At 58.9% G+C, this 24,162-nt stretch carries 22 protein-coding genes; 11 read left to right on the forward strand and 11 right to left on the reverse strand.

The window, feature by feature from the left end:
* Nucleotides 1-36: 36 nt before the first annotated feature.
* The 9 genes from J7447_RS25470 to J7447_RS25510 all read right to left on the reverse strand — a co-directional run bounded on the left by J7447_RS25470 (nucleotide 37) and on the right by J7447_RS25510 (nucleotide 8,172).
* The gene (locus tag J7447_RS25470) at nucleotides 37-915 is read right to left on the reverse strand and encodes a 3-keto-5-aminohexanoate cleavage protein (protein ID WP_209171372.1); all 879 of its coding nucleotides are present in this window, start codon (nucleotides 913-915) and stop codon (nucleotides 37-39) included.
* A gap of 3 nt (nucleotides 916-918) precedes the next feature.
* Complete coding sequence (locus tag J7447_RS25475; RefSeq protein WP_209171373.1) at nucleotides 919-1,665, reverse strand: SDR family oxidoreductase; 747 nt, start codon at nucleotides 1,663-1,665, stop codon at nucleotides 919-921.
* The gene (locus J7447_RS25480) at nucleotides 1,662-2,588 is read right to left on the reverse strand and encodes a dioxygenase (RefSeq protein ID WP_023003765.1); all 927 of its coding nucleotides are present in this window, start codon (nucleotides 2,586-2,588) and stop codon (nucleotides 1,662-1,664) included. Before J7447_RS25480 ends, J7447_RS25475 begins: the two co-directional genes overlap by 4 nt.
* Nucleotides 2,589-2,597: 9 nt before the next feature.
* Nucleotides 2,598-3,392, reverse strand: coding sequence for a glutathione S-transferase family protein (locus J7447_RS25485; RefSeq protein ID WP_209171374.1), 795 nt, complete (start codon nucleotides 3,390-3,392; stop codon nucleotides 2,598-2,600).
* Between the two features lie 16 nt (nucleotides 3,393-3,408).
* On the reverse strand, nucleotides 3,409-4,446 hold the full coding sequence (locus J7447_RS25490; protein WP_023003763.1) for a branched-chain amino acid ABC transporter permease: 1,038 nt from the start codon (nucleotides 4,444-4,446) through the stop codon (nucleotides 3,409-3,411).
* On the reverse strand, nucleotides 4,446-5,324 hold the full coding sequence (locus tag J7447_RS25495) for a branched-chain amino acid ABC transporter permease (RefSeq protein ID WP_023003762.1): 879 nt from the start codon (nucleotides 5,322-5,324) through the stop codon (nucleotides 4,446-4,448). The genes J7447_RS25490 and J7447_RS25495 overlap by 1 nt, the downstream gene beginning before the upstream one ends.
* 11 nt (nucleotides 5,325-5,335) lie before the next feature.
* Complete coding sequence (locus J7447_RS25500) at nucleotides 5,336-6,064, reverse strand: ABC transporter ATP-binding protein (RefSeq protein ID WP_209171375.1); 729 nt, start codon at nucleotides 6,062-6,064, stop codon at nucleotides 5,336-5,338.
* Nucleotides 6,064-6,807, reverse strand: a complete 744-nt coding sequence (locus J7447_RS25505) for an ABC transporter ATP-binding protein (RefSeq protein ID WP_023003760.1) — start codon at nucleotides 6,805-6,807, stop codon at nucleotides 6,064-6,066. The genes J7447_RS25500 and J7447_RS25505 overlap by 1 nt, the downstream gene beginning before the upstream one ends.
* A gap of 72 nt (nucleotides 6,808-6,879) precedes the next feature.
* A complete protein-coding gene (locus J7447_RS25510) occupies nucleotides 6,880-8,172 on the reverse strand; it encodes an amino acid ABC transporter substrate-binding protein (protein WP_023003759.1) in 1,293 nt (430 codons plus the stop codon).
* 579 nt (nucleotides 8,173-8,751) lie between these two features.
* Between J7447_RS25510 and J7447_RS25515 the strand changes: the two genes are divergently transcribed.
* The 10 genes from J7447_RS25515 (at nucleotide 8,752) to J7447_RS25560 (ending at nucleotide 18,847) form a co-directional block, all read left to right on the forward strand.
* A complete protein-coding gene (locus J7447_RS25515) occupies nucleotides 8,752-9,783 on the forward strand; it encodes a LacI family DNA-binding transcriptional regulator (RefSeq protein ID WP_152505457.1) in 1,032 nt (343 codons plus the stop codon).
* A gap of 670 nt (nucleotides 9,784-10,453) precedes the next feature.
* The gene (locus J7447_RS25520) at nucleotides 10,454-11,872 is read left to right on the forward strand and encodes an NAD-dependent succinate-semialdehyde dehydrogenase (protein ID WP_353653821.1); all 1,419 of its coding nucleotides are present in this window, start codon (nucleotides 10,454-10,456) and stop codon (nucleotides 11,870-11,872) included.
* 1 nt (nucleotide 11,873) lies between these two features.
* Nucleotides 11,874-12,752, forward strand: a complete 879-nt coding sequence (locus J7447_RS25525; RefSeq protein WP_209171377.1) for a fumarylacetoacetate hydrolase family protein — start codon at nucleotides 11,874-11,876, stop codon at nucleotides 12,750-12,752.
* Nucleotides 12,746-13,546 (forward strand): 2-oxo-hept-4-ene-1,7-dioate hydratase, encoded by an 801-nt coding sequence (hpaH, locus tag J7447_RS25530; protein WP_209171378.1) that lies wholly within the window; start codon nucleotides 12,746-12,748, stop codon nucleotides 13,544-13,546. Before J7447_RS25525 ends, hpaH begins: the two co-directional genes overlap by 7 nt.
* A gap of 5 nt (nucleotides 13,547-13,551) precedes the next feature.
* Nucleotides 13,552-14,313, forward strand: coding sequence for an HpcH/HpaI aldolase/citrate lyase family protein (locus J7447_RS25535; RefSeq protein WP_209171379.1), 762 nt, complete (start codon nucleotides 13,552-13,554; stop codon nucleotides 14,311-14,313).
* A 223-nt stretch (nucleotides 14,314-14,536) separates the two neighbouring features.
* Nucleotides 14,537-15,424, forward strand: a complete 888-nt coding sequence (gene prpB, locus J7447_RS25540) for a methylisocitrate lyase (RefSeq protein WP_286189597.1) — start codon at nucleotides 14,537-14,539, stop codon at nucleotides 15,422-15,424.
* Between the two features lie 20 nt (nucleotides 15,425-15,444).
* Nucleotides 15,445-16,416, forward strand: a complete 972-nt coding sequence (locus J7447_RS25545) for a tripartite tricarboxylate transporter substrate binding protein (protein ID WP_023003742.1) — start codon at nucleotides 15,445-15,447, stop codon at nucleotides 16,414-16,416.
* A gap of 76 nt (nucleotides 16,417-16,492) precedes the next feature.
* A complete protein-coding gene (locus J7447_RS25550) occupies nucleotides 16,493-16,879 on the forward strand; it encodes a 5-carboxymethyl-2-hydroxymuconate Delta-isomerase (RefSeq protein WP_023003740.1) in 387 nt (128 codons plus the stop codon).
* A gap of 19 nt (nucleotides 16,880-16,898) precedes the next feature.
* A complete protein-coding gene (locus J7447_RS25555; RefSeq protein ID WP_075284051.1) occupies nucleotides 16,899-17,339 on the forward strand; it encodes a tripartite tricarboxylate transporter TctB family protein in 441 nt (146 codons plus the stop codon).
* Between the two features lie 2 nt (nucleotides 17,340-17,341).
* Complete coding sequence (locus J7447_RS25560; RefSeq protein WP_145903903.1) at nucleotides 17,342-18,847, forward strand: tripartite tricarboxylate transporter permease; 1,506 nt, start codon at nucleotides 17,342-17,344, stop codon at nucleotides 18,845-18,847.
* Between the two features lie 31 nt (nucleotides 18,848-18,878).
* Here J7447_RS25560 and J7447_RS25565 read toward each other — a convergent pair whose 3' ends face one another.
* Both J7447_RS25565 and J7447_RS25570 read right to left on the reverse strand, forming a co-directional pair.
* A complete protein-coding gene (locus J7447_RS25565; protein ID WP_023003734.1) occupies nucleotides 18,879-19,649 on the reverse strand; it encodes an IclR family transcriptional regulator in 771 nt (256 codons plus the stop codon).
* A 256-nt stretch (nucleotides 19,650-19,905) separates the two neighbouring features.
* The gene (locus J7447_RS25570; RefSeq protein WP_209171380.1) at nucleotides 19,906-22,665 is read right to left on the reverse strand and encodes an AAA family ATPase; all 2,760 of its coding nucleotides are present in this window, start codon (nucleotides 22,663-22,665) and stop codon (nucleotides 19,906-19,908) included.
* A 218-nt stretch (nucleotides 22,666-22,883) separates the two neighbouring features.
* Between J7447_RS25570 and J7447_RS25575 the strand changes: the two genes are divergently transcribed.
* Nucleotides 22,884-24,158, forward strand: coding sequence for a serine hydrolase domain-containing protein (locus J7447_RS25575; protein ID WP_209171381.1), 1,275 nt, complete (start codon nucleotides 22,884-22,886; stop codon nucleotides 24,156-24,158).
* The last annotated feature ends 4 nt before the right edge of the window (nucleotides 24,159-24,162 follow it).

Raw genomic sequence — 24,162 nt, forward strand, 5'->3', positions numbered from 1 at the left:
TCTTGTCCCCGTCCTTTTCACTTTGTTGCGGCGCGCTTACTGCTGGAGTCCAAGCATTTGCCTGGCTTCGCCTGCAGTGGCGATTTCGCCTCCCAGTTTCTCAATGAAGTCACGGGCTCTGGCGGTCAGTTCGCCATTGCCCTTTGTCCGTTTGCCCTTGCCGATATAGACGGTGTCCTCCATGCCAATGCGCACGTGGCCACCCAGCAGCCAGGCTTGCACCAGCATCGGAAAAGCCCATCGGCCGACACCGAAGCCGGTCCACGCCGTGCCCGGCTGCAACATTCGGGAAGCCATGGACATGGCATCCGGAGTTGAAGGCAGGCCGTATTTCACGCCCGTTACAAGCGAACACATGGCGGGACCTTCGATATGTCCGGCCTTCAGAAAATCGTTGGCCATGACGATGTCGCCGGTGTCGAACAGTTCCAGTTCCGGTTTCACACCGCTGTCGCGGATGACTTCAGCCATCACGCGCACATTCCGAGGTGTGTTGATGACCACCTGCGCACCTGAATTCATCGTGTTGAAATCCAGTGTGCAGATGTCCGGACGGATCCTTGCGATATGTTCCACCCGTTTTTCGGGAGGCAGGATCGTCGTTCCCGGGCCGGCGACCGAAGGATCGTCATCGGAGGGGACGAAACGGCCGCCTGGACCTGTCGTCAGGTTGAGGATCAGATCAGTGTTCTTCTGCCTGATCAGCCTGACAACGTCTTCATAAAGGCCGATCTCCATCGATGGCTTGGCCGTCTCCGGATTCCGCACGTGAATGTGGGCAATTGCGGCGCCGGCTTCGGCAGCCTCAAGGCACGCATCGGCGATCTCCTGAGGCGTTGCCGGCAGGTCAGGGTGCTGGTCGCGGGTGGTCAGGTTTCCTGTCACGGCGCAGGTGATGATGGTTTTATGCACCATGGTTCAAAGCCCCCGCCCGGCATCGACAACGATGCGCGTACCCGTGGAGTGGGTGAGGTAGGCAACGGACGCAAAGATCGCCTTGCCGACATCCTCGGCTTCGACAACCTTTTGCAATGGGGTCGCTGCACCTGCCTTTTCGACCTGTTCCCGTGTTCTGCCTGGAACAAAATCCGTCGCAACCATTCCTGGAGACACGGAGAGGATCCGGATTTCCGGTCCAAGTGCCAGGCCAAGCGTATGGGTCATCGAATCGAGTGCCGCCTTGGCGCCGCAGTAGGCGATGGAAGAACCGAACCCCTTGAAGGCCGCGATCGAGGACACGTTGATGACGACACCAGCGCCGCTCGCCTTGAGCAGGGAGGCAAAGGCGCGAATGGACGCGAACACCCCCCGGAAATTGGAGGCGAAAACCTCATCGATGATGGTGTCCGTCAGTCCATCCAGATCCTTGTGAGCGACCGGCGTCGTGGTACCCGCCGAATTCACGAGAATGTCGACCCGCCCAACTCTGCTCGCGATTTCCTCCTTGAAGGCCTCAATGCTTGGCGTGTCGATGACATCGACTTTCAGCGCAAGATGGCCGTCGCCTTCGAGTGCCATGACGACTGCCTGTGCCTTGTCTTCGCTGGAGCGATATCCGACGACGACACGCGCGCCCGCCTCTGCGAACAGTTTGGCAGATGCTGCGCCTATTCCGCCGGAGCCGCCGATGACAACGGCGACTTTCCCTTTCAATGACTGGCTCAAGACACTTTCCCCTTGATCGGCGGTTCGGGGAAACGGGGTTCGCCTGGCTTCAGGATGAAGTCGTAGGTGCAGGTGTAGAAGGGGGCGGCAACGTCGGGATATTCGGCTGAAGGTGTTTCCCGGAGTTCCAGATCACCCGCGATCTGTTCCTTCGCACCGAACACAACGTCGTTCACCATCGCTTCGTCCGTATCGGCGAAAATCTGGGTGATGAGTGTCTTGTGTTCAGGGGCGGACACTATGAAATGGACATGCGCCGGACGCATGGGTGTCCGCTTCTGTGCCCTCAACAGGTCTCCCGTGGTGGTGTGAACGGGGACCGGGTACCCGGCCGGTTTCACCGTGCGGATGAGATAGTTGCCGTTTTCGTCCGAAACAAATTTGCCACGCAGATTGAAGTCGGCCTGGTCCTTGTCCTGGTTCTCGTAAAGTCCATCCGGGGATGCCTGCCAAACATCAAGCGTTGCCCCGGCAATGGGTTCACCATTCACGTCCAGTACACGGCCCTTCAGAACCAGCGGGTCTCCCGATGTGGTCGACCGTGCGATGGTGTCGCCAAACTCGCAGACAGGTGCAGATCCCCGATAGAAGGGGCCAAGCAAGGCTGACATCGTCTCGCCCTGCATGCCGTCATTGTTGATGAGATCGATGAGTGTCGAGGCGCCGAGAACGTCGCAGATGAGAACCGCTTCGTTGTGGGCGTTGTCGGTCTGCTGGCCTATGGCATTGAGGATCTGCAGGCCTTTTTCATATTCGGCTTCGGTCGGACGAACCTCCCGCAGAAAGGCATGCAGGTGCCGGACGAGAGAAGTGATGATTTCCTTGAAACGCGGATCCGATGTCGCCTCCATGGCCGCCAGAACGGCAGGGGTGACATCCTCTTCCTTGCTGATCAGTCTTGTGGTCGTAACGTAGCTGTCCATGACGTTCCCTCAGGTGGACACCGCTGTCGCATGTAAGGCCTGGTCGACCCTGGCTGCTTTCAGGTGCGGGTATTTTTCGGTGAGCAAGGAGCCGTGGTAATAGGTGGCCCTGAAGGCGGGCTCCTTGCGAATGTTATCCAGCCATGCCGCGACCATGGGCTTGTCTGCCCAGGCATCGCCCAGGTTGATGTCGTCCATGCGCACAATGACCGGCATGATGGCGATATCGGCATAGGTGAGGGTCTGTCCCATGATCCAGGGGCCACCTCCTTCCAGCAGCCACTGGTTCATCCGGTCCACGCCCCTGTCCAGGCGTCCCTGCGCCTCGTCCATGTCAGCCTTCGGAAAACCGGTGCGGCCCATTTTCATGAGAAACTCGCGGCGCAACGGCTTGCTGTCGCAAAGCGCCTGAAATTCCTCTGCGCTCATGGCCTGAAAATGCGGCAGGAAGGCAAGATTATAGGATGGCACGCGGATCGCCGGTGTCGGCACTTCATCGATGAAGCGCAACATCGCCCGCATCCTTGCACTCTCATGAGGAGCAGACGGCCGCATCGGGGATGTGTCCGGCAATATGTCTTCCAGATACTCCATGATGACGGCGCTATCGGTCACGGGGACCCCGTCATGCACGAGGGTCGGAACCACGCCATTGGGGTTGATCGCCAGATAATCCGGCTTGAGCTGGTCGCCACTGAAGAGGTCCAGTTTTCTTTCTTCAAATGCCTGTCCCTTTGCGTGAAGGCAGAAACGCACACGCTGCGAGCAGGTGGATTGAGGCGCGTTGTAAAGTACGAAACCCATCGGTAGAGCCTTTCTCTCAGTCCCAGTTCAGGAAGCGGGGCAGGCGGTGTTTCGCTGCCAGGGTTCCGACGATGCCGAGGGGAAAGAACATCAGCGCCAGCGCCATGATCAGGCCGGTTGCCAGGATGTTGAATTCCGAAGAGCCAAGCGTTGCGACGAAGATTTCGTTGAAGGCGACAATCAGGACGGCGCCGATGACCGGGCCCGCGATCGTGCCCTTGCCGCCGAGAATGCACATCAGAACCATGTTCACGCTGACAAGAATGATCAGGAAGATGTTTGGACGGATGTAGGTGAGATATTCACCCCAGATAGCGCCTGCCATGCCGACAAAGGCTGCCGAGATGGCGAAGGCGAGCGTCTTGTAGGTGCGAGTATCGATCCCTGCGCTCTCGGCCTTGATCTCGTCCTTCGAAATGGCGCGCAGCCCGAGGCCGAATTTCGAATGCTTGATCTTGTAGCTGATGAAGACGGTCAGCGCCGCCAGAACGACGAAGGCGTAGTAATACGGCAGCTTGGCCCATTCCACACTGAGGTCGTTGGCAGGTAGGGCGACGCCATTGGCCCCACCGACAAAGTGCCAGTTGTCAAACAGGATGCGGGCAATCATCACCAGCGCCAGCGAGGAAATGATGAAGCTCGGCCCGCGCGTTTTGAGCGTGATACGACCGATCAGATAGCCGACAGCAGCGCAAACGAGGCCTGCCAGAGGTGCCGTCAAAAGCGTCGAAATGCCGAAGCGTGCCAGCAGCATTCCGGCAAAGTAGCCGCCAATGCAGAAGAAGACGTTGTGTCCCAGCGAGATGTAACCGGTGAAACCGCCAAGAATGTTCCAGCCCGATGCCATGACCGCATAGCAGGCCGTGAACAGGATGAGGTGGATCACATAGTTGAAGTTGCCGACAAATTGCAGTGCCGGAACCGCCAGCAAGAGGGCCAGAAGGACGATCGGAAACCAGGTGGCCCGTGTCCTGTCGGCGCGCCGTGCAAGCTTTTCGTTGTGCTCGGCCCGGGCCTGCAGAACGTTGGACGTCTCGTTGAAAGCAAGGGACATTATGCAAGCTCCGGTTTTTCACCGAACAGCCCCTGGGGCCGAACGAGAAGGATGAGAAACAGGGCGAGAAAGAAGGTCATGGTCGACCATGTCGCTCCGACATAGGTGCCGACGAAGGCGGCAATCACGCTCAACAGGAAGGATGCGACGACCGTGCCGAGCAGCGAGCCCATGCCGCCGAGAACCACCAGGGACATGAGGACCGCGATCCACTCCCAGTGTTTTGCCGGAAAGAACGAGAAGACGAAGGAGACAAGGCAGCCAGCAGCCCCGGCGAGACCAATGCCGATTGCGAAGCTGACCAGGGCAACGCGGTTGACATTCACGCCCAGCAGTTCAGCCGCTTCGCGGTTCTGGGTGGTTGCGCGGATGGCGTAGCCGAAACTGGAATACTTCAGGAAAAGCGCCAGCACGGAAATGATGATCAGCGACAGAATGCCCGCATAAAGCTGGCCGGTCGGAATGAAGACATCACCGATAAAGATCGCATCGGTCGCGTAGTCCGGAGACGTCACACGCTGGGTGTTCGAGAAGAACCCTCCCAGTGCCCCTTCGACAACCATCGCGATTGCGAAGGTGAGCAGGACCGTCATTTCCGAATATTTGGCCGAGCGTGCTTCCCGTTCGAAAACCAGCTTGTAAAGCACCACACCTATGGCGGCCAGAATGACGATCGCCACGGGCAGCATCATCAAGGGGTCGATGCCATACAGCCGGAAACCCCAGTAGGCGACGTAAGCGCCGGCGATGATCAGCACCGGATGCGCCAGGTTTACGATGCGCATGACACCGAATACGAGACTGAGCCCGGATCCCATGAGGGCGAACACACCACCAAGAGCAAGGCCCAGAATGAGAGTTTGAATAATATCAGCCATGGTTGCCCTCCTCAGGCTGCCTTCTTGCCGCCGAGATAAAGGTCCTGTATCCGCGGGTCGCGCAGGACGTCGTCCGCAGGACCGGAAAACAGGGTGCGTCCCAGGTCCAGAACGACGCCCTGGTCGGAATTCTTCAACCCCATCAAGGCGTTCTGCTCAACAAGAAGGATCGTGATGCCTTCTGCGGCCATCATCTTCATGATTGAAAACATTTCCTGGACGATCTTTGGCGCCAGTCCGAGCGACGGTTCATCCAGCATGACAATGTCCGGCTTCAGGATCATCGTGCGGGCCATGGCCAGGGTCTGTTGCTGACCTCCAGACATCGTGCCTGCGTGCTGGTCGCGGCGCTCCTTCAGGATCGGGAAGAGCTCCTCGATCTCGTCGATGCGTTTTTCCAGACCGGATTTGTCGCCCATGGAAAAACCGCCCATGCGCATGTTTTCCCGCACGGTCATTTTCGGGAACAGCGCGCGCTCCTGGGGAACGAAACAAATTCCCTTTCGAAGCACCTGGTCCGGGCGAAGGCCCTTTAGGCTTTCGCCCTTGTAGAGAACGTCGCCGTTGCGCACCTTGAGCATGCCGCAGATGGCCTTCAGCAAAGTGGACTTGCCGGCGCCGTTCGGACCGATGATGCAGTGGACCTTGCCGGGTTCGACACGAAGCTCGGCTCCGTCCAGAATTGCCGGGCCGTCGCCGTAACCGGCAGTCACATTGGAAACGTGGAGAAGTTCGCTCATTACGCAGCCTCCTCCAGAACGCCACCAAGATAGGCGTCGAGAACAGCAGGATTTTCGCGAACTTCCTCGGGCTTGCCATCAGCAATGACCTTGCCCTGGGCCATCACCACGATCTTGTGAGACAGGCGCATGATGAGGTCCATGTTGTGCTCCACGATGAGCACCGTCAGGCCCTGTTCGTTCAGCTTTTGTATGTGGCCGATGATTTCCTCAAGCAGCGTCGGATTGACCCCGCCAGCAGGTTCATCGAGCAGAATGATCTTGGGATCGCTCATCAGGAGCGCTGCCAGATCCATCAGTTTCTTCTGTCCGTAGGACAGGTTGGAACCGTCCTCGTAGGCGATCCGCGTAATGCCGAGGAAGTCGAGGATTTCCATCGCCTTTTCGACTTCTTCCGCACCAAGGGCGGGTTTGAAAAGATCCCGCCAGCCGCCGATCCTGGATTGGCAGATGACGTTTTCCAGAACCGTCATGTCCGCCAGGTTTCGGCTGATCTGGAACGTGCGGCTCAGGCCCATGCGGGTGATCTTGTGCGGCCGCAGATGTTCGATGCGTTGGCCCTCAAGAAGAACCTTGCCGGCCGAGGGTTCGGTTGTCCGGCTTATGCAGTTGAAGGCGGTGGTCTTGCCCGCGCCATTCGGGCCGATCAGGGCCGTGATGCTGCCTTTGGGAACGGTGAACGAACAGCCGTCGACTGCGCGGATCCCGCCAAAATGCTTGGACAGGTTATCTATTTCGAGCATGGGAACTCGCTTTGCGCTTGGAATGTCAGGAGAGCTTCCCGGGCGCCACGCGCCCGGGACCGGTTCGATCCGTCAGAACGAACCCTTCGGGTAGGTGAGGGCGCTGACGCCTTCAAACTCGTCCGTCGGATAGACAAACTGCAGTTCGCCATCGTTCCACTGGGTCATCAGGAACGGCTTGTCTGCAGGCAGCCCCAGTTCATCCCAGTTGAACCGACCGAGGATCGTGCGAACCGGCTCGTCCCTGGTGCGTTCCGACAACCATTTGCCCATGGCTTCATTGTCGGTTGAACCGGCACCGAGAATTGCCTGCTCGATGCCCTGGCAGACAGCGAAGGGAATGGCAGCGTCTTCATCGGGAACCGCCCCGAATTTTTCCTGATAGGAGGCGACGAAGTCGCTGTTGGAAAACGGTTCGCCGGCCAGCGTCGACTGAAACGGCGCATCCTTGTGCCAGGAGGTATGAACCAGAACGCCTTCTGCACTTGAGCCGGTGCCTTCCAGGTATTCAGCCTGTGTTCCCTGGCTGAAATAGACGAGTTTCGGCTCCGCCCGGACGGTCTTGAGTGCGCGTGTCAGCTGGACCGCCTCTTCCGCGGAAGCTGTCAGTCCGATGATCAGTTCCGCTCCGGAGCGTTTCACCTGATTGGCAAGGTTGAGCCAGTCGCTGAAACCTTCTTCCGGCCAACGCTCGGAAAAGACGACTTCGATGTTGTTTTCAGCAAGGTATCCCGGTGCGAGGTCGCGCACCAGTGAGCCGTCCGCCGGGTCCATGACCTTCTCGCCCATCAGACCGGACCAGACACCGTTTGCGAAGAAGTCGTCCGCGGATATCACGGCCGCAGTCTTGGGTGTTTCACCCTCGGGGATCAGGTCCTTGATGATGCCTGCGAGGGAAGCGCCGACATATTCGGCGGCATTCGGCTGGAAATAGAAGATGTTCTTGTGACCCTGCGTATAGATGCGCAGGGCGCCACCGGCCGGCAACGGGTGAACCATGTTGTTCTTTGCCAGAATGCTGGCGACAGGGAAGGACAGACGCGAGGAAAAGGTTCCGTACACCGCCTCCACGCCGTCGACATTGATGAAGCGTTCGTACTGGTTGATGGCGGTTGCCGGGTCGGATCTGTTATCGGAAACAAGCAGCTCTACCTGGCGCCCCATGATGCCGCCGCGCTCGTTAATGAGATCGACACACAGTTCATAGCCTTGCTGGTGTTTTTGTCCGGCAATTGAAAAACCACCGGTCAAGGGCAGGCTGGCGCCGATCTTGAGCGGATCAGCCGCCTGAGCCATGCCGGTATAGCCAGATGCAAGCATGCTGGCAGACACAAGAGCTGCCACCGTCCAATTAATGCGTTTCATCTTTTTCCTCCCTGAAGATGAGATCAGATCCTTTTCGGTAGATCTGCGGTGGAGCCCTCCCAAGCCCTTGCACCATACCGTAGCCATTCGTCGTGCCCCTTGCTCACGTTCGAGATCGGGGCGGCATTCACATCACCTCATGCATTTCAGCAATCGAATTTAATTGTGCAATCGATTGCACAGATATTCGCAATAATATGCGCGACGAAAATCGTCACGCTCTGATCCGGATGTGTCGGACAGGAAAAGTCTGACTCCCTCCCAAATCATCGATAGCGCCTGAAACACGTGTCGTGTTTCAGAGCGTTGGGCCGACGCCTCTCCCAAGGCTGACTGTCCCAAATCGAAGCACAGATCTTTCGCGCGTCCAACCCGCTTCGGGTTTGCCCTCGCCACAATGAATGAGCCGCACGTACCGGTGCGGTGCCCATTACAGGCAAGTCGCAGAACGCGAAATCCAAATCTCTGCAATCGATTGCATAATCGGTAACACGATCACAAACGAGGTGTCAACAGTTTTATGCAATCGATTGCGAAGAGGGCTCCATCCAGCTATATGGAGGGTGGGAGGACGCAAAGATGAGCCGACGGCCGACACTGAAGGATATAGCCCGGGAAACAGGTGTTCATGTTTCCACGGTTTCCCGTGCGCTTGATCCGCAAAAGCGCAGTTCGCTGACCGAAGAAATTGTCGTGAAGATCCGTCAAGCGGCCGACAGGCTGGGGTATCGGCCCAACCGGATTGCCTTCAGTTTGCGCAAGCAGAAGTCGATGACGGTCGGGGTGATGATCCCGGATATCACCAACATGATTTTCCCGCCGATCGTTCGCGGCATCGAAAGTGTGATGGAGCCGCTGGGTTATGCTTCCATCATCGTCAACACCGATGGTGACAGTGACCGGGAGCGCCGATTGACCGAGACGCTTCAGGAGCGCGGCGTGGATGGCATAATCCATACGGCTGTGTTGCGCAGCGATCCCAATATCGTGGAAGCGGCGCGCCAGGGTCTTCCGGTTGTCACGCTGAACCGAAAGGTCGAAGAAGCCGAGATCCCTTATGTGATCAACGACGAGGAAGCCGGGATACGAATGATTTTTGATCATCTTCATGATCATGGTCACCGGCGAATTGCGCATCTTGCCGGACCTCGGGACTTGTCGACCGGGCTGCTGCGCCGTGAAGCGTTCTGCTCGGTTGCCCGGGACTACGGATTTTCGGCCGATGCACTTGTCATCGAGGAAGCCTGCCGTTTCGAGGAGGAGGAAGGCCGCCGTTGTGCGAAAGAGATATTGAGCCGGTCACCGGAGACAACCGCAATTCTGTGCGCCAATGACAGATTGGCCCTTGGGGCCATGGATTATTGTGCCAGAAACGGGCATCCGTGCCCCGACAAGATTTCCATCACCGGCTTCAACGACATGCCGTTCCTGGATCTCATTCCGCCTGGCCTCACAACAGTGCGCATAGAACAGTTTGATGCAGGGGCCACCGCTGCCAGGCTGCTGGTTCAGATGATTGACGGCTGTGACGGCAAGGTTCCAAGGGAAACAGTTCTTCCGGTCAGCCTGAAATGCCGAAACAGCGTCCTTCGGATAGAAACCGACCATTAGAGAGCGCCTGACTTCTGCTGGCCGGGCGATTTTTGCTCAGCAGCCTCAAGTGCGCCGTCATCCGGCCTTGGGGTGAAGAACAGTCACCCAAAAAGACCAACAACCAGGGCACATCGTTCCCTTGGGGCGACACTCGTGACAGCGGCTGTTAGCTTCAGTTTGGACGATCGAGGTGCCCTGATCGCGAGCCTGGTTTGCTTGAGCCCGCATTTCACTGTTGGCTCCTTCCATTTGGTGTGCCCGGTCGACGGGTTCAGAATGTGGTCGCTGAGCCAGATCGTTGATGTTCCTTCGGTTCTTTCGCCTTCGTTGCCGGACCGTACAGCCGCGTAAACGTTCAATGCCCGGCTAGTGGCACTCATTCATTCGTCTTTTCAGATACTTACGAAAGTGACCGATCCGGCAACCCGATGGTTGCTGGGTCGTCCTGCTTCTTTCAAACGCTCGGTTCGAGCCGCGGTTGGGCAGCCGCAGCTTCTGCTCTCGGCGACAAGGCTTCCCAAAAACACTGTAGTCAAGCGTCCCTTGAACAAATTAGTTCATAATGTGATTGTTATTATTGGATTTGTTGAATATATATCCACAATATGAACTTTTTGAATTGGATGTCTGAGCAGGGGGAGATGCATCAGTGTTAAAAGACAGGAGCCTTCTCTGCGGAAGCGTCCGTATTGGTGAAGGCATCTACGAAGCGGGTGTTGAGGGCCTTACCGTCACGAACCCGGCGACCAGCGCTTGCCTCGGCAATGTTCCCAACCTTGGGGGCGCCGAGACAGAGTTGGCCATCAGACATGCCAGAGAGGCACAGGCCGATTGGGCCGCACAGCCTGCGAAGGCACGGGCGGAAGTGCTTCAGCGCTGGTTTGCGTTGATTGTCGAGAACGCTGACGATCTGGCGCGCATCATCACCCTGGAACAGGGCAAGCCATTGAAAGAGGCGAAAGGGGAAGTCCTCTACGGTGCCTCCTATGTCGAATGGTATGCCGAGGAAGCGCGCCGCATATACGGCGAGACGATACCTGCGACGTCCCGGGACAAGCGCCTCCTGGTGATCAGGCAGCCTGTTGGTGTGGTTGCGGCGATCACCCCCTGGAACTTTCCGAATGCGATGATCACAAGAAAGGTTGCACCGGCATTGGCTGCCGGGTGCGCAATCATCGTCAAGCCCGCCGAGCAAACGCCTTTTTCAGCCCTTGCGCTGGCGACGCTCGCCGAGCGTGCAGGCGTTCCGCCTGGTCTCTTCACGGTGATCACGGGGGACGCGCGCAGGATTGGCGCAGCGATGACCTCCAGTCCCTTCGTGCGAAAGCTGTCCTTTACCGGCTCAACGGACGTCGGCAAGTTGCTGATGCGGCAGTGCGCCGACACCGTCAAGAAGATCTCGCTGGAACTCGGCGGCAATGCGCCTTTCATCGTCTTCGATGATGCCGATGTGGAAGCCGCCGTCGAAGGGGCTGTGGTCGCCAAATTCCGCAACAGCGGCCAGACCTGCGTTTGCGCCAATCGCATCTATGTGCAGTCCGGTGTTCACGACGCATTCGTTGCCGCTCTGGTGAAGCGGATGCGGACCATGAAGGTCGGCGATGGGCAGGCTGATGATACGGACCTTGGTCCGCTGATTGACGTTTCAGCCATAGACAAGGTCCAGGCGCATATCTCGGATGCCATTGCCAATGGTGCCAGGATTGAACTGGGCGGAACGCATCATTCCCTTGGTGGCACCTTCTTTCAGCCGACCGTTCTGACCGGTGTGCGCCATGAGATGCGCATCGCACGTGAGGAGACCTTCGGGCCTGTGGCGCCAGTCTTCCGTTTCGACACGGAAGAAGAAGTGATCGCGCTTGCCAACGACAGCGAGTACGGGCTCGCAGCCTACTTCTTTACTCGCGACCTCGCGCGCAGTTGGCGGGTCGGCGAGCGTCTCGAGTACGGCATGGTCGGCATAAACACGGGCCTGATCTCCACTGCCGAAGCACCGTTCGGCGGCATCAAGCAATCCGGCCTGGGACGGGAGGGATCCCGCCTTGGCCTGGATGAATACCTGGAAGCCAAATACCTGTGTGTTGGCGGAATCGATGAAGGAAATTGACATGACGGCATATGAGCCAGCCATTGCAGCGTTTCGGGCAGAAGGCGCCCTGCGTTATGGCGTCCTGACAGGCGATGATCTGGTGGACGTGACCGACAATCTGGAAGCCCGGTTCAGCAATCTTCTGGACGTTGTTGCCGCCGGCGCCCTGCCGGAACTGGTCAAGGCCGGCGAGGGGCGTCCCGTGAGCTATCGCGCGGCAGATGTCGCCTTCCAGATCCCGATTTCTGCTCCCCAGAAGATCATCTGCGTCGGGGTGAACTACCCGGACAGGAACGCAGAGTACAAGGACGGCCAGGCACAACAGATGCGGCCCTCTCTTTTTCCGCGGTTTGCGAGCGGGTTCACCGGTCATGGCCAGCCACTGATCCGGCCACCGGAAAGCGACCAGCTGGACTATGAAGGCGAGATTGCGATCGTCATCGGAAAAGCCGGCCGTCGCATTCCGCGCGAGACGGCATTCGACCATATTGCCGCGATTACCCTTTGCAACGAGGGAACGATCCGCGACTGGACGCGCCATGCGAAATTCAACGTGACGCAGGGCAAGAACTGGGAAAGGACCGGCAGCATCGGCCCGGCTCTCGTCCCGCTGCATTCCCCGGCCCAATTGCAGGATGTTGCTCTTGTAACCCGCGTCAACGGTGAGGTTCGCCAGCAGGACCGGACGTCGAGAATGATTTTCGACTTCCCCTATATCGTCAATTACGTCTCGACATTTGCACAGCTGATGCCTGGCGACATTCTGGTCTGTGGCACTCCGACAGGTGCCGGCGCAAGGATGGAGCCCCCTTGCTGGTTGAAGCCGGGTGACATTGTGGAAGTCGAAGCCGAAGGCATCGGTATCCTGCGCAACGGCATTGAGGACGAAAAATGCTGAGTGCCGCGCAGGTGCAGGACGTGGCGGCCGAGCTTCTGGAAGCGGAAGCAACCCGGCAACAGACTGGCCTTCTCAGCGTGCGTTACCCTGACATCTCGCTGGATGATGCCTATGCCATACAGGGGGCGCAACTTGCGACCAAACTGGCAGTCGGGCGGCGCATCCTGGGGTGGAAAATCGGCCTGACATCCAAGGTCATGCAGAACGCACTCGGTATCGATACGCCGGATTCGGGCGTGCTTTATGACGACATGCTGTTCCCTGATGGCGGGCAGGTGCCACGCGGCCGATATATCGAACCGCGCGTGGAAGCCGAGATAGCGTTTGTGATGAAGGCGCCAATCGATGGCAACGTCTCCCGTGAAGATGTGATCGCGGCGACGGATTATGTCAGCCCCGCGCTTGAAATCCTGGACACCCGCATCTTGCGTGCTGATCCGAAGACGGGAACGCGCAGGCGCATCTTCGACACCGTGGCGGACAATGCCGCCAATGCGGGCGTGGTTCTGGGAGCCCGACGGCATGACCCCGGCGACGTGGATCTTCGCTGGGTTGGGGCTATCGTCGAACAGGATGGTGAGGTCACGGCCACCGGTCTTGGTGCGGCTGTCTTGAACGACCCCGTGATGGGGCTCGTCTGGCTTGCCCGGCGGATGGCCAGCTACGGCCACCGCATCGAACCTGGCCAGATCGTCCTGACGGGATCGTTTATCGGCCCCATCGAATGTCCACCCGGTACGGCGATCCGGGCCGACTTCGGACCGTTCGGTGCGGTCTCCACCAGATTTGCGTGATCGTCATGACCTTAGCGAAAAACCTCTTCAAGGCGCGGCTTGCAAAGCCGGAGACGCAGATTGGCCTTTGGATGGCGCTGGCACATCCTGGCGCCGCGGAAATTTGCGCCGGAGCCGGGTTCGACTGGCTCGTCATCGATGCCGAACACGGACCGAACGGGCTTGCCGAAATCATGGCGCAGCTGCGGGTTCTCTCCGGCAGCAGCCATCCGGTGGTTCGCGTCCGCGAGAATGATCGTGCCCTGATCAAGCAGATGCTGGATATAGGGGCGCAGACAATTCTGGTGCCGATGATCGAAACGGCGGCGGAGGCGCAGGAAGCCGTGGGCTCGGTCCGTTATCCGCCGGAGGGCGCGCGCGGTGTCGGCGCGGCCCTGGCAAGGGCATCGGACTATGGTCGCATCACCGACTATCTGCACACGGCAAACAAGCAGGTGTGTCTGCTTGTGCAGGTCGAAAGCTGCAAGGGCATCGATGCGCTGGACGAGATACTGGCGGTTGAAGGTGTCGATGGCGTCTTTGTCGGGCCAGCGGATCTGGCCGCGGACATGGGCTATGTCGGCCAGCCCGAAGCGGCTCCTGTGCAAGCGGTCGTGGTTGAGGCCCTTTCGCGGATCAGGGCCGCGGGAAAGCCTGCCGGTATCCTGACGTCCAATCATGAACTTGCGCAACGTTATGCACTCATGGGTGTCGAGTTTCTGGCCGTTGGGGCTGATGTCGGTGTCTTTGCGCGCGGTCTTGCGGAGTTGAGACAGGCATTTCCCTGATCATTTCCCGGTTACGGCCGGGCGTGACCATATTATGAACAGGTAGGCCCGTTGCGTGAAAGCGCGGCGGGCCTTTGTTTTTGGCAGTTTTCTGCGGCTGAGGCGGCTCGAAATCATCGGGAAATAACTTATTGACTTTGAAACAAGCCATAATATGATCTTTATCAAATAGAGAATTCAAAAAATGATCATATTATGATCGGTCAAAAATGAGAGGTTCATAATGACGACACTTTCGGCAGGCGCACGGTTCCGGCAGGCCTTGAAGGAAGAAAATCCGCTTCAGGTCATGGGGTCGATCAACGCCTACACGGCGATGATGGCAGAGCGCGTGGGCTACAAGGCTCTTTATCTTGCCGGTGCAGGCGTCGCGAACGCATCCTACGGGCTTCCCGATCTCGGCATCACGAACCTGAGTGACGTGCTGACGGATCTCCGCCGCGTTACGGATGCAAGCAGTCTGCCGGTCCTGGTTGATGTCGATACCGGCTTCGGCGGTGCCTTCACCATCGCGCGCCTTGTGCGCGGCCTGATCAAGGACGGCGCCGGTGCCATGCACATGGAAGATCAGGTCCAGCTCAAGCGGTGCGGTCACCGTCCGGGCAAGGAGATCGTTTCCAAGCAGGAGATGGTTGACCGCGTCAAGGCGGCCGTGGATGCAAAGACCGACGATCAGTTCTTCATTGTTGCCCGCACGGATGCGCTGGCCATCGAGGGCCTGAACGGTGCGATCGACCGGGCCTGTGCCTACGTCGAGGCTGGCGCCGACATGATCTTCGCAGAAGCCTGCACGGAGTTGTCGCAGTACAAGGCTTTCGTCGATGCGCTCGACACGCCGTATCCGATTCTCGCCAACATTACCGAGTTTTCCAAGACGCCGAACTTCACTCTGGACGAGCTGCGCAGCGTCGGTGTTTCAGCGGCGCTCTACCCCTTGTCTGCGAATCGCGCAATGAACGCGGCAGCCCTGAAGGTTTACAAGCATATACGTGAGGTCGGATCGGCGACCGGTGTGCTGGATATCATGCAGAAGCGCGAGGAACTCTACGACTTCCTGAACTACCACGACTACGAAAGGAAGATCGACGAGTTGTTCCAAAGTCGGAAGTAATTGAGCAAAGGGAGGAAAGAATGCTCACCAAGAGAACTTTGTTGTCAATCGCAGCGGGCGCCTTGGCGCTCACAGTGGCGGCTCCGGTTATCGCGCAGGACGCGTTTCCGGAGAAGCCGGTCCGCCTGATTGTGCCGTATTCGCCTGGAGGGGGGACAGACACTACGGCCCGGATTGTTGCCGACAACATGAAGGAGTATCTGGGGCAACCTGTTGTCGTCGAAAACCGTCCGGGTGCGTCCGGAACGGTCGGCACGCTTCTGGCGAAACAGGCAGAGGCTGACGGGTATACCATTCTGTTCGGTATCCAGGCGACGCTTGCGCTGAACCCGTCGCTTTTCAAGTCGGCGACCTACAACTCGAAAGAAGACTTCTCGGGGATCGCGGTGATCTCCGAGTCGCCCTATGTGGTCACGGTGCCGGGGGATTCCGAAATCTCCGACTATGAAGGCTTTGCCGCGGCCGCCACGGAAAACCTGACCATGGCAAACGGAGGCAGCGCGGCGCTTCTGGCAGCGCGTTTGCTGGCCCGGCAGGCGGATCTCAGCTTCACCAATATTCCCTATTCAGGTTCCGGAGATGCAATTTCCGATATCCTGGCCGGCCGTGTGAATGCGATGATCAGCAGTCCTGTTTCAGTCCTGCCGCATGTTGAGAGCGGTGCCCTGAAGCCGATCCTCGTCACGAGCACGGACCGTTACGCCGCACTGCCCGACACGCCAACGGCAGACGAACTCGGCTTCGACGGTTTCAACGTGGTTGGGTGGTACAGTGTCGTTGCTCCGGCCGGTGTCCCCCAGGAGCGTCTGGACGTTCTGAGCGATGCCTTCAACAAGACCATTGCCAATCCGGACGTGCAGGCGAAACTCGAAAGCATCGGTGTAACGCCGTCCCGGCGTGGCCTGGATTCTGCGGCGACGACGGAATTCATCGCCTCCGAGGTCGACCTGTGGGGCCAGGAAATCAAGGACGCCGGCATCGAGCCGAAGTGACCTTTCCCTGAACTTCCTTTTCGCAACAATTGAACCTACCGGGCGAGCTTCGGCTCGCCCTTTCAAGGATGGAACCATGCCGCACGCCTGGATCGAATATTCCGGTAATATTGCAGATCAGACCGAGGTCGAAACTTTCGGTCGCTGTGTCCACGCCGCCATGACGGAAGCCGGTATCTTCCCGATCGCGGGTATCCGCATCCGCATCACCCGCATTGACGATTGCCTGGTCGGTGACATGAACCCGGACAACGGGTTCGTCCACTTGTCCCTTCGTATCGGTGAAGGCAGGGATGCGCAGACCAAACAGGAGGCGGCAGACTTGATCTTTGATCGGACTTCGTCGCATCTGAAGCCTCTCGCTGACCGTGCCCGGCTTGCATACGCAATGGAAATGCAAGAGATCCCGAGTGCTTACAGTTACAAGATGAACAACCTGCACAAACACTTGAAAGCCAGCTGACGGTTTTCTGGAGGATGGGATGAAGGCTCTCTTCAAGGCTCAGGACGGGCTGCTGGTCGCGCTCGTAGGTGCAATTTTCCTCTACGCTTCCCGCGATCTCGACATGGGCGTGCCGCGCAACATGGGGCCGGGGATGTTCCCGGTCGTCTTGAGTGCCTTGACGATTGTCTTCGGATTGCTGATCGCGGTCGTCAACGTCGTTCGTGACGTCACCCTTCCAAGGCAATTCCCCTGGCTCGGCCTCTGCGGGGTCGTTGCCTCCATCGCACTCTACGCTCTGCTGATCGAACGGCTCGGCATCGCACTCACCACCTTGTGTGCGATCTCGGTGCTGGCGCTCGTCATTCCGCGCATGAAATGGCTGGAAACGGTGCTGCTCTCCATCGGCGTTTCTGCCTTCCTGTGGCTCACATTCGTTCTGGGCCTCGGCATGCCTCTCAGGCTTTTCCCCGGGTTCTGATCATGATGGATTTCCTCTCAGGGTTTACGGTCGCACTGCATCCGGTAAATCTCTTTTATTGTTTCGCAGGTGTTCTGCTGGGCAATATCGTCGGTGTTCTTCCAGGTATCGGCGCGATCGCGGCGATCTCGATCCTGCTGCCGGTCACCTTCTATCTGGAGCCGACGACCGCGGTCATCATGCTGGCCGGTGTCTATTACGGGGCCGAATATGGTGGCTCCATCGCATCGATCCTTCTCAATCTGCCGGGCACGGCTTCCAATGCGATCACAACGCTGGACGGTTACCCGATGGCGAAAAGGGGCGAGGCTGGTCTTGCCCTGCTGACAGCGCAGATCTCCTCGCTGAGTGGCGGCACTTTCGGCATTCTGGCCATGGTCTTCCTGTCGCCGTTGATCGTGAAGTTCTCGCTCTCCTTCGGACCGGCGGAGTATTTCGCGACCTTGCTGCTGGGGCTCGTTGCCGGATCGGTTGCGGTTGGCGGCTCGGCGCTCAAGGGTGTTGCGATGGTCTTCATCGGCATGCTGCTGGGCAGCATCGGCCTTGATCTCAACAGCGGCGTTGCCCGGTTCGACATGGGCTATGCAAACCTTCTCGACGGGCTGTCGATCGTCGCCGTTGCCATGGGGCTGTTCGGCATCCCGGAGGTCATCAACAAGCTGAGGGATGACCAGGGTGACAGGAAACCGATCGCCATTTCCGCCCGCTCCATGTTTCTCGCTTTCGGCAAACTCAAGAGCATCAAGTTCTCGATCCTTCGCGGAGCCTCTGTTGGTGGCATCCTGGGGCCCTTGCCCGGTGCAGGGCCCACGATTTCCTCTTTCCTGGCCTATTCGCTGGAACGGTCCGTGGGGGGCAAGAAGGAAGAATTCGGCACTGGACGGATCAACGGGATTGCCGCACCTGAGGCAGCCAACAACGCTGCCGCCCAGACGGCCTTCATTCCGACCATGACGCTCGGTATTCCCGGAACGCCGACGATGGCGATCATCCTGGGCGCCTTGATGATCCACGGCATCGCACCCGGACCACAGCTGGTGGTCGATCACCCGGACCTGTTCTGGGGCCTGGTCGCCAGTTTCTGGATCGGCAACGTGTTGCTGCTGGTTTTGAACGTACCGCTGATCGGTGTCTGGGCACGACTGGTTGCCGTGCCGAGACGGTTCCTGTTTCCCGTGATCATTGCACTGATCTGCACTGGCGTCTTCGGCGTGGCAAATTCCACCTTCGACGTCTGGGCTGTGTTGTTGATGGGGGTTATCGGGGCGATCCTGCGATTTTACGACTATTCCCCCGCACCGCTGCTCATCGGGTTCGTTCTGGGGCCGATGCTCGAGGAGCACCTGCGCCGCGCCTTGATGATTTCAGGAGGAGACTTCGGTTATCTTCTCGGATCCAGCACGGCCATCGCGATCCACTGCATCACGATCCTGATCATCGTGCTGCCGCTGCTCAACCTGCTCTGGTCGCGGATCAAGCGTAAAACCGAAAATCCCGTTGCCGATTAACAGCCTCGGTCAATCGGAAGGCGCGGCCGGATCAGGCTCTTCCTATCGGTCGCATCTTCGACAGCTTGGCGCTGATCTTCGCGACTTCCTCCCCCATGATGGCGAGTACCGATTGCAGGTGCTCGCCGGTCATGCGCGCCATGATGCTGGAAACGCTGATTGACGCAAAGGGTGTGCCGGCACTGTCGCGGATCGCCATGGCGACGGTCCTGACGCCAACGTCCGACACCCTGTCGATGTAGCCGGTCTCTCTTGCCAGTTCGACCATTTCACGGATTTTCGTGACGCCACCGGAGAACTCCTTGAGGTCGCCGGTGTTTCTGTCCAGGATCGCTTCGGCTTTTGCAGGCGGAAGGGCGGCAAGGACAGCCATGCCACCGGCGCCCAGCCCGATCGGGCGATGAACCCCGACGTCCAGAACAAAGGCCTTCACGGGAAACGCGCCGCTTTCCCGGGCAATGCAGGTCATCTTGTCACCGACGACACGATTGAGGAAAACGGTGTCGCCCGTTACCTCGACCAGACGTTCGAGTTCCGGCTTGCAAACATCTTGCAGGTCATAGGCTGGGAAGACCAGCAGACCCAGTTCGTAAATTCTGGAGCCGAGGAAAAAGCGGCGGTTTTCCGCATCCTGGTCGACGAAGCCATGTTCGATAAGCGCCTGCAGCACTCGTCGGGCAGTCGGCCGGGTCAGGCCGGACTTTGCGAGTATGTCCGCGAAGGGAACACCGTCGGGATGCCCACCGGCGACAAGATCGAGCAGCATCGCTGCGCGGTCGATGCTTTGTGTTCCTGCAGTCATCCTCGTAAGTCTCTATAATCGTATGTGTTTAATATCTAATTCGACCGAATGTCCTAGTAGAGTGGTATTGCATGAGGGCACAGGGGTCCATTGAAATGAAGGGCATTCGGGAATTTATTGGCATGGCTAAGGCCTCGTTTCCGGATCCGATGTTGCCACTGTGTCTCCAAGTCGGAATGGGGTGACCTAGAAGCCTGTTGAACGGCTGGAGATGTGGGCTGAAGTCCTATCCGGACGCGGGTTGGCGGGGTGCTTCTCAGGTCAGTTGACCTGAAATCCGGTCCAGAAGGTCTTGCGCACGTTTTTCGTAAGTCACGGCGTTTTGGGTTCGTGCAAACCTGATTGCACGGCGAAGTGCAGATGAAGCGTTTCGGGTTCGTCCAGTCTGAACCGAGAGCAAGGCCCAAAGGCGATGGAGCTCCGCTTCGTGCCAGCGTTCGCCGGTACGTCTTATGATCTTGAACGCCGACGCAATTGCCTTCAGCCCTTCGACCGGGTTACCGCAGCGGCTGGTCGCTTCTGCGTAGAGTGCCAATCCGTAAGGACGGGTCAGCGTCACGTTCATTGCCGCCTGTGCGTTCAGACCTTCGTGAATTTGCTGAAGGCCGGAAGCGTTCCCAAGCACGACCTGCGCCCACCCGGCCAGCAGGTCGCCATAGGGGCGCCAGAATGGAATTGCGGCTGCTTCGCAGGTTTCGATCAGGCCCGTCGCCCGTTCCAGCACACGCACCGGGTCTTCACGTTCACGAGCGATCAGAGCTCCTGCCCAAAGCATCTGCGCTCGACCGAAAGGCTGCTCCAATGTGTCCGTCAACGTCATGCCTTCGGCATAAAGGCGTTCGGCACGTTCGCCTTGGCCGAGCAACTGATGAACGCAAGCGGCATACTGGCGGCAGACGATGCCGGGGTCCTCGCCGAAGAGAACCGATGCCTCTGCGCCGTGGTTCGTGTCGTAGGCGCTGCAAACAGCGTTGATATGAGGCAGACAGGCGGCAAAATCACCACGGAATAACCGTGTTTGCCCGACAGCATTGTGGGCCACCATTGCATAAAGCGCTGGTGCATCCTCTGCCAGGTCATCGAGACCCTTGGCAAGTTCGTCGGCGGCTGCAAGGTCTGCCTTGGTCAGGTGGTGGTTCCAGAGCCCCGCAAGTGCGGGCACAATTGTCGTCGGGTCATTGGTTCGGCCTGCAAGTGTCGCGGCGCGTTCGTAAACGTCCCGAAGTTCGTCTGTGGTGAAGTGATCCCCGACGATTAGTGCCGCTCCCAGACCCAGTAGCGTGCGGCATTCCGCCGTGTGCGTTTCGGGGTCAGGCTCGCAGGCGGCGAAGGAGACAAGCGCCTGCCGGAACTGGGCGGCCGCATCGGTGATTGCGCCGCGTTCCAGCGCAGTCAGGCCCGCAAGCCCTCGATGGACGGCAGCACGTTTCCAATCGGCGGCACGCTCGAAATGATCGGCTAGTGTGGACGCGATTTCGCCAGTGCGGGATTTGAACACGGTTTCAAGCCGGCTGCCGATGCGTTCGTGAAGTCCTTGCCGATTTGCGGCCGGAACAGCGTCGTAAAGGGCCTCCTGATAAAGCGCGTGCCGGAAGACGTAGCGTGTTGCCTGCGTCCCGTCCGGCCAGACCATGACGCCGGCCCGTTGAATAAAGCGCCTGACGCTTGCAAGGCGGTCGAGAACCGCTTCGCCTTTTTCCACCTCGAACCGATCATCGCTCAACATGGCAGCGGAAAAGCGAATTCCGGCAACGCTGGCAATGTCGAGTAATTGCCGCTCGTATGGATCCAGCCGACCGATTTCGCCCGCGATGAATTTTCCGGCTCCGCGTGAGATTGCCGAAACGATTTCATTGATGTCCTGCTCGGGTGCCTGCTGATTTTCGGACCTCTCCAGGACCCCGTCCCGATGCCACTGGTCGATGATCGCATCGACCAGGATGGCATGCCCTTCCGTTCTTCGCCTCAACTCGCCCGCAAGGGAGGCAGGCAGTCTGTGGTCCGGAAAGCGTCGCTTGAGAAGGTCTGCCACGGCTGTTTCGTCGAGGCCGTCCAGCGTGACCGGGCTAAAGTCCTGAACACGTTGAAGGTAATGCAATGTCGTTTGAAGATCTCCGGACTTGTCCAGTTCATCAAACCTGTAGGTTCCAACCACAAGGGTTCTGGCAGGAGCGCGGCGCTGAGCCCAGGAAAGAAGCCATGCGAGCGTGCTCTGATCGGCCCAGTGCAGGTCTTCCAGAATGATGACACCGGGCTGCTGCTGAGAGAGACGCTCCATGAGTGCGGTCAGCTCCCGCAACATTGAGTCCGGGTGCGTGTCCGTCAATCTTGTGGGCAGGGGGGCGGGCTCCCGGCCAGAACGAAGCTGAGGCAACAGGTCCCGCCAGGACGGTGCGACATCCTCAAGAAGTCGTAGGACCCGTTTTCGTGACGCACCTTCGGCGAGCTGTGTCACGATCTCGATCAGTGGGCCATAGGGTTCCCGGGCACCTGGATGGGGAATGCACTGCCCCCGGGCAGACCAGAAGTCTGCCGTGCGTGGCAGCGTGGCGGCGAACGTCTCCACCAGCCTTGATTTGCCCGATCCAGCTTCCCCGGCGACAAGGCTCACAATGCGCTTGCCAGCGCGCACTGCCGCTGCGCAGTCCGCAAGGGACTGCAGTTCCGTGGTTCGGCCCACGCAAAGAGGGGCTGTTCCGGTGGTGTCCGTGCCGGAGTTCAGAACCGTGATCTTGCCGACAAGGCGGTAGCCCTGCCTGCCGACCGTTTCGATGAACCCGGGTGTTTCGGCGCTGTCCCCCAGCAAGCGTCTAAGCTCGCGGATACACTGCTTTGGACCGGTCTCGCGTCCATGCTGCTGTCCCCAGATCAGATGTCTCAGCTCTTGCTGGCTGACGACCTCTCCCTCGCGGGCGTGCAGCTCGACCAGCACGGCGAGAGTCTTGGGGCGCAAACGAACGACTTCCCCGTCACGCAGTAGTTCACCGCGAGAAACATCAAGTTCGACTTTTTGCACTGGGACGCAGATTCCGATGTTCCGGTGAGGCACGAGGACCGTGCCCCGATGAAGAATTACACTGATTGACGAACTACTTATACCATTTTTGCACCGTTGCCGACTTTGTTTGCCATCCTGATTTCCCTACCACCAGTCCTCATGGAGACGCGCCCCTGCGGCATGCCCCGCCGCAAGCGCGATCTCCCGTCTGCAACCGGAAAAGAGGACAGCCCAGTTTGACAAGATCGGTCACAACAGGCCCGGTGACAGCACGGGCCGTGCAATTGCTTGCGGTCCTGCTGGTGTCGGTATGCAGCGTTAACCCCGTCGCAGCGACCGTAACATGTGTTGAAGATTTTGACCGGGGTGTGACTTCCGAGGCAGCGGGTGCCAGGCCCGGCACGCTGCTCTCCGCAGCACTCTCGCAAAAGCTGGATGATGCGGTGCTGGCCGCGCTTCCGCTTGCCGAAACGCCGGGCGTCATTGTTGGTGTCCAAACACCAGACGGCACATGGAAAAAGGGGTACGGCGTTGCCGACCCGGCAACCGGAACTCCGATGGGGCCGGGCATGCACACGCGCATCGGGTCCGTGACGAAGACCTTTACCGGAACAATGCTGTTGCAGCTTGCAGAGGCCGGACGGCTTTCTCTCGATGACACGATCGACGCCTATGTCGAGGGAATTCCCAACGGAGACAGGATCACGCTGCGCCAGCTTGCGGACATGACCAGCGGTGTGGCGAGCTACACCGCTTCCGAACGGTTTGTGGAATTGTTTCTCGATCAACCCGGTGTCGCGTTTTCGCCCGAGGACCTTTTGACCTTTGCCGTCGAGAATTCGCCGCTCTTCGAGCCGGGAACGCGATACGATTATTCCAACACGAACACGATCCTCCTTGGCATGGTCATTGAAAAGACCACGGGCCAACCCTTCGAAACGTCTTTGCGGAAGATGATCCTGGAGCCTCTCGGACTGGAGAAAACAGTCTGGCCGGGAAGCAGGACCGAACTGCCGGAGCCCTACGCGCAGGGCGTTACCCTTCAGGGCGTCGATGCACCGCAGGCAGCACCTCTTGTTGCCACACACTGGAACCCGGCTTCGCTCTGGACAGCGGGGGAGCTGATTTCCAACCTTGACGATCTGCTCGTCTATGGCCGAGCCCTTGGGTCCGGCCAAGGGCTTCTCGGTACCGAGATGCAGCAAGCGCGGCTGCGATCCTTCCGTCCGCCTGATGGGTACGGTCTGGCGCTTCGGTGCAACGGAGAGTGGGTTGGCCACACGGGCGAAGTGCCCGGATACACCACGGTCGTTTTCCATAGCCCGCGGACCGACACGACCCTTGTTGTCCAGGCGAACAGCGACATGCCTTCCGGGGATTGCGAGGAGGCAAAGGAGACGCAGGACGTCGACGAAGCCTCGGGTCTGTCCTGCTCGCTGCCTGCCATGCGCATTTTTAACGCCGTCGCTCCGTTACTCGGCGAAACGGCTCCCCAGAACACCGCTGAATAAGAAC

The sequence above is a fragment of the Labrenzia sp. R5_0 genome (assembly GCF_017743835.1).
In the GTDB taxonomy this organism is placed as follows: domain Bacteria; phylum Pseudomonadota; class Alphaproteobacteria; order Rhizobiales; family Stappiaceae; genus Roseibium; species Roseibium algicola.

Bases quoted from the DNA above. Each gene is read 5' to 3' on its own strand.
- J7447_RS25470 (WP_209171372.1), bottom strand. From the start codon at position 915: ATGGTGCATAAAACCATCATCACCTGCGCCGTGACAGGAAACCTGACC.
- J7447_RS25480 (WP_023003765.1), bottom strand. From the start codon at position 2,588: ATGGACAGCTACGTTACGACCACAAGACTGATCAGCAAGGAAGAGGAT.
- J7447_RS25485 (WP_209171374.1), bottom strand. From the start codon at position 3,392: ATGGGTTTCGTACTTTACAACGCGCCTCAATCCACCTGCTCGCAGCGT.
- J7447_RS25490 (WP_023003763.1), bottom strand. From the start codon at position 4,446: ATGTCCCTTGCTTTCAACGAGACGTCCAACGTTCTGCAGGCCCGGGCC.
- J7447_RS25495 (WP_023003762.1), bottom strand. From the start codon at position 5,324: ATGGCTGATATTATTCAAACTCTCATTCTGGGCCTTGCTCTTGGTGGT.
- J7447_RS25500 (WP_209171375.1), bottom strand. From the start codon at position 6,064: ATGAGCGAACTTCTCCACGTTTCCAATGTGACTGCCGGTTACGGCGAC.
- J7447_RS25505 (WP_023003760.1), bottom strand. From the start codon at position 6,807: ATGCTCGAAATAGATAACCTGTCCAAGCATTTTGGCGGGATCCGCGCA.
- J7447_RS25510 (WP_023003759.1), bottom strand. From the start codon at position 8,172: ATGAAACGCATTAATTGGACGGTGGCAGCTCTTGTGTCTGCCAGCATG.
- J7447_RS25515 (WP_152505457.1), top strand. From the start codon at position 8,752: ATGAGCCGACGGCCGACACTGAAGGATATAGCCCGGGAAACAGGTGTT.
- J7447_RS25525 (WP_209171377.1), top strand. From the start codon at position 11,874: ATGACGGCATATGAGCCAGCCATTGCAGCGTTTCGGGCAGAAGGCGCC.
- hpaH (WP_209171378.1), top strand. From the start codon at position 12,746: ATGCTGAGTGCCGCGCAGGTGCAGGACGTGGCGGCCGAGCTTCTGGAA.
- J7447_RS25535 (WP_209171379.1), top strand. From the start codon at position 13,552: ATGACCTTAGCGAAAAACCTCTTCAAGGCGCGGCTTGCAAAGCCGGAG.
- prpB (WP_286189597.1), top strand. From the start codon at position 14,537: ATGACGACACTTTCGGCAGGCGCACGGTTCCGGCAGGCCTTGAAGGAA.
- J7447_RS25545 (WP_023003742.1), top strand. From the start codon at position 15,445: ATGCTCACCAAGAGAACTTTGTTGTCAATCGCAGCGGGCGCCTTGGCG.
- J7447_RS25550 (WP_023003740.1), top strand. From the start codon at position 16,493: ATGCCGCACGCCTGGATCGAATATTCCGGTAATATTGCAGATCAGACC.
- J7447_RS25555 (WP_075284051.1), top strand. From the start codon at position 16,899: ATGAAGGCTCTCTTCAAGGCTCAGGACGGGCTGCTGGTCGCGCTCGTA.
- J7447_RS25560 (WP_145903903.1), top strand. From the start codon at position 17,342: ATGATGGATTTCCTCTCAGGGTTTACGGTCGCACTGCATCCGGTAAAT.
- J7447_RS25565 (WP_023003734.1), bottom strand. From the start codon at position 19,649: ATGACTGCAGGAACACAAAGCATCGACCGCGCAGCGATGCTGCTCGAT.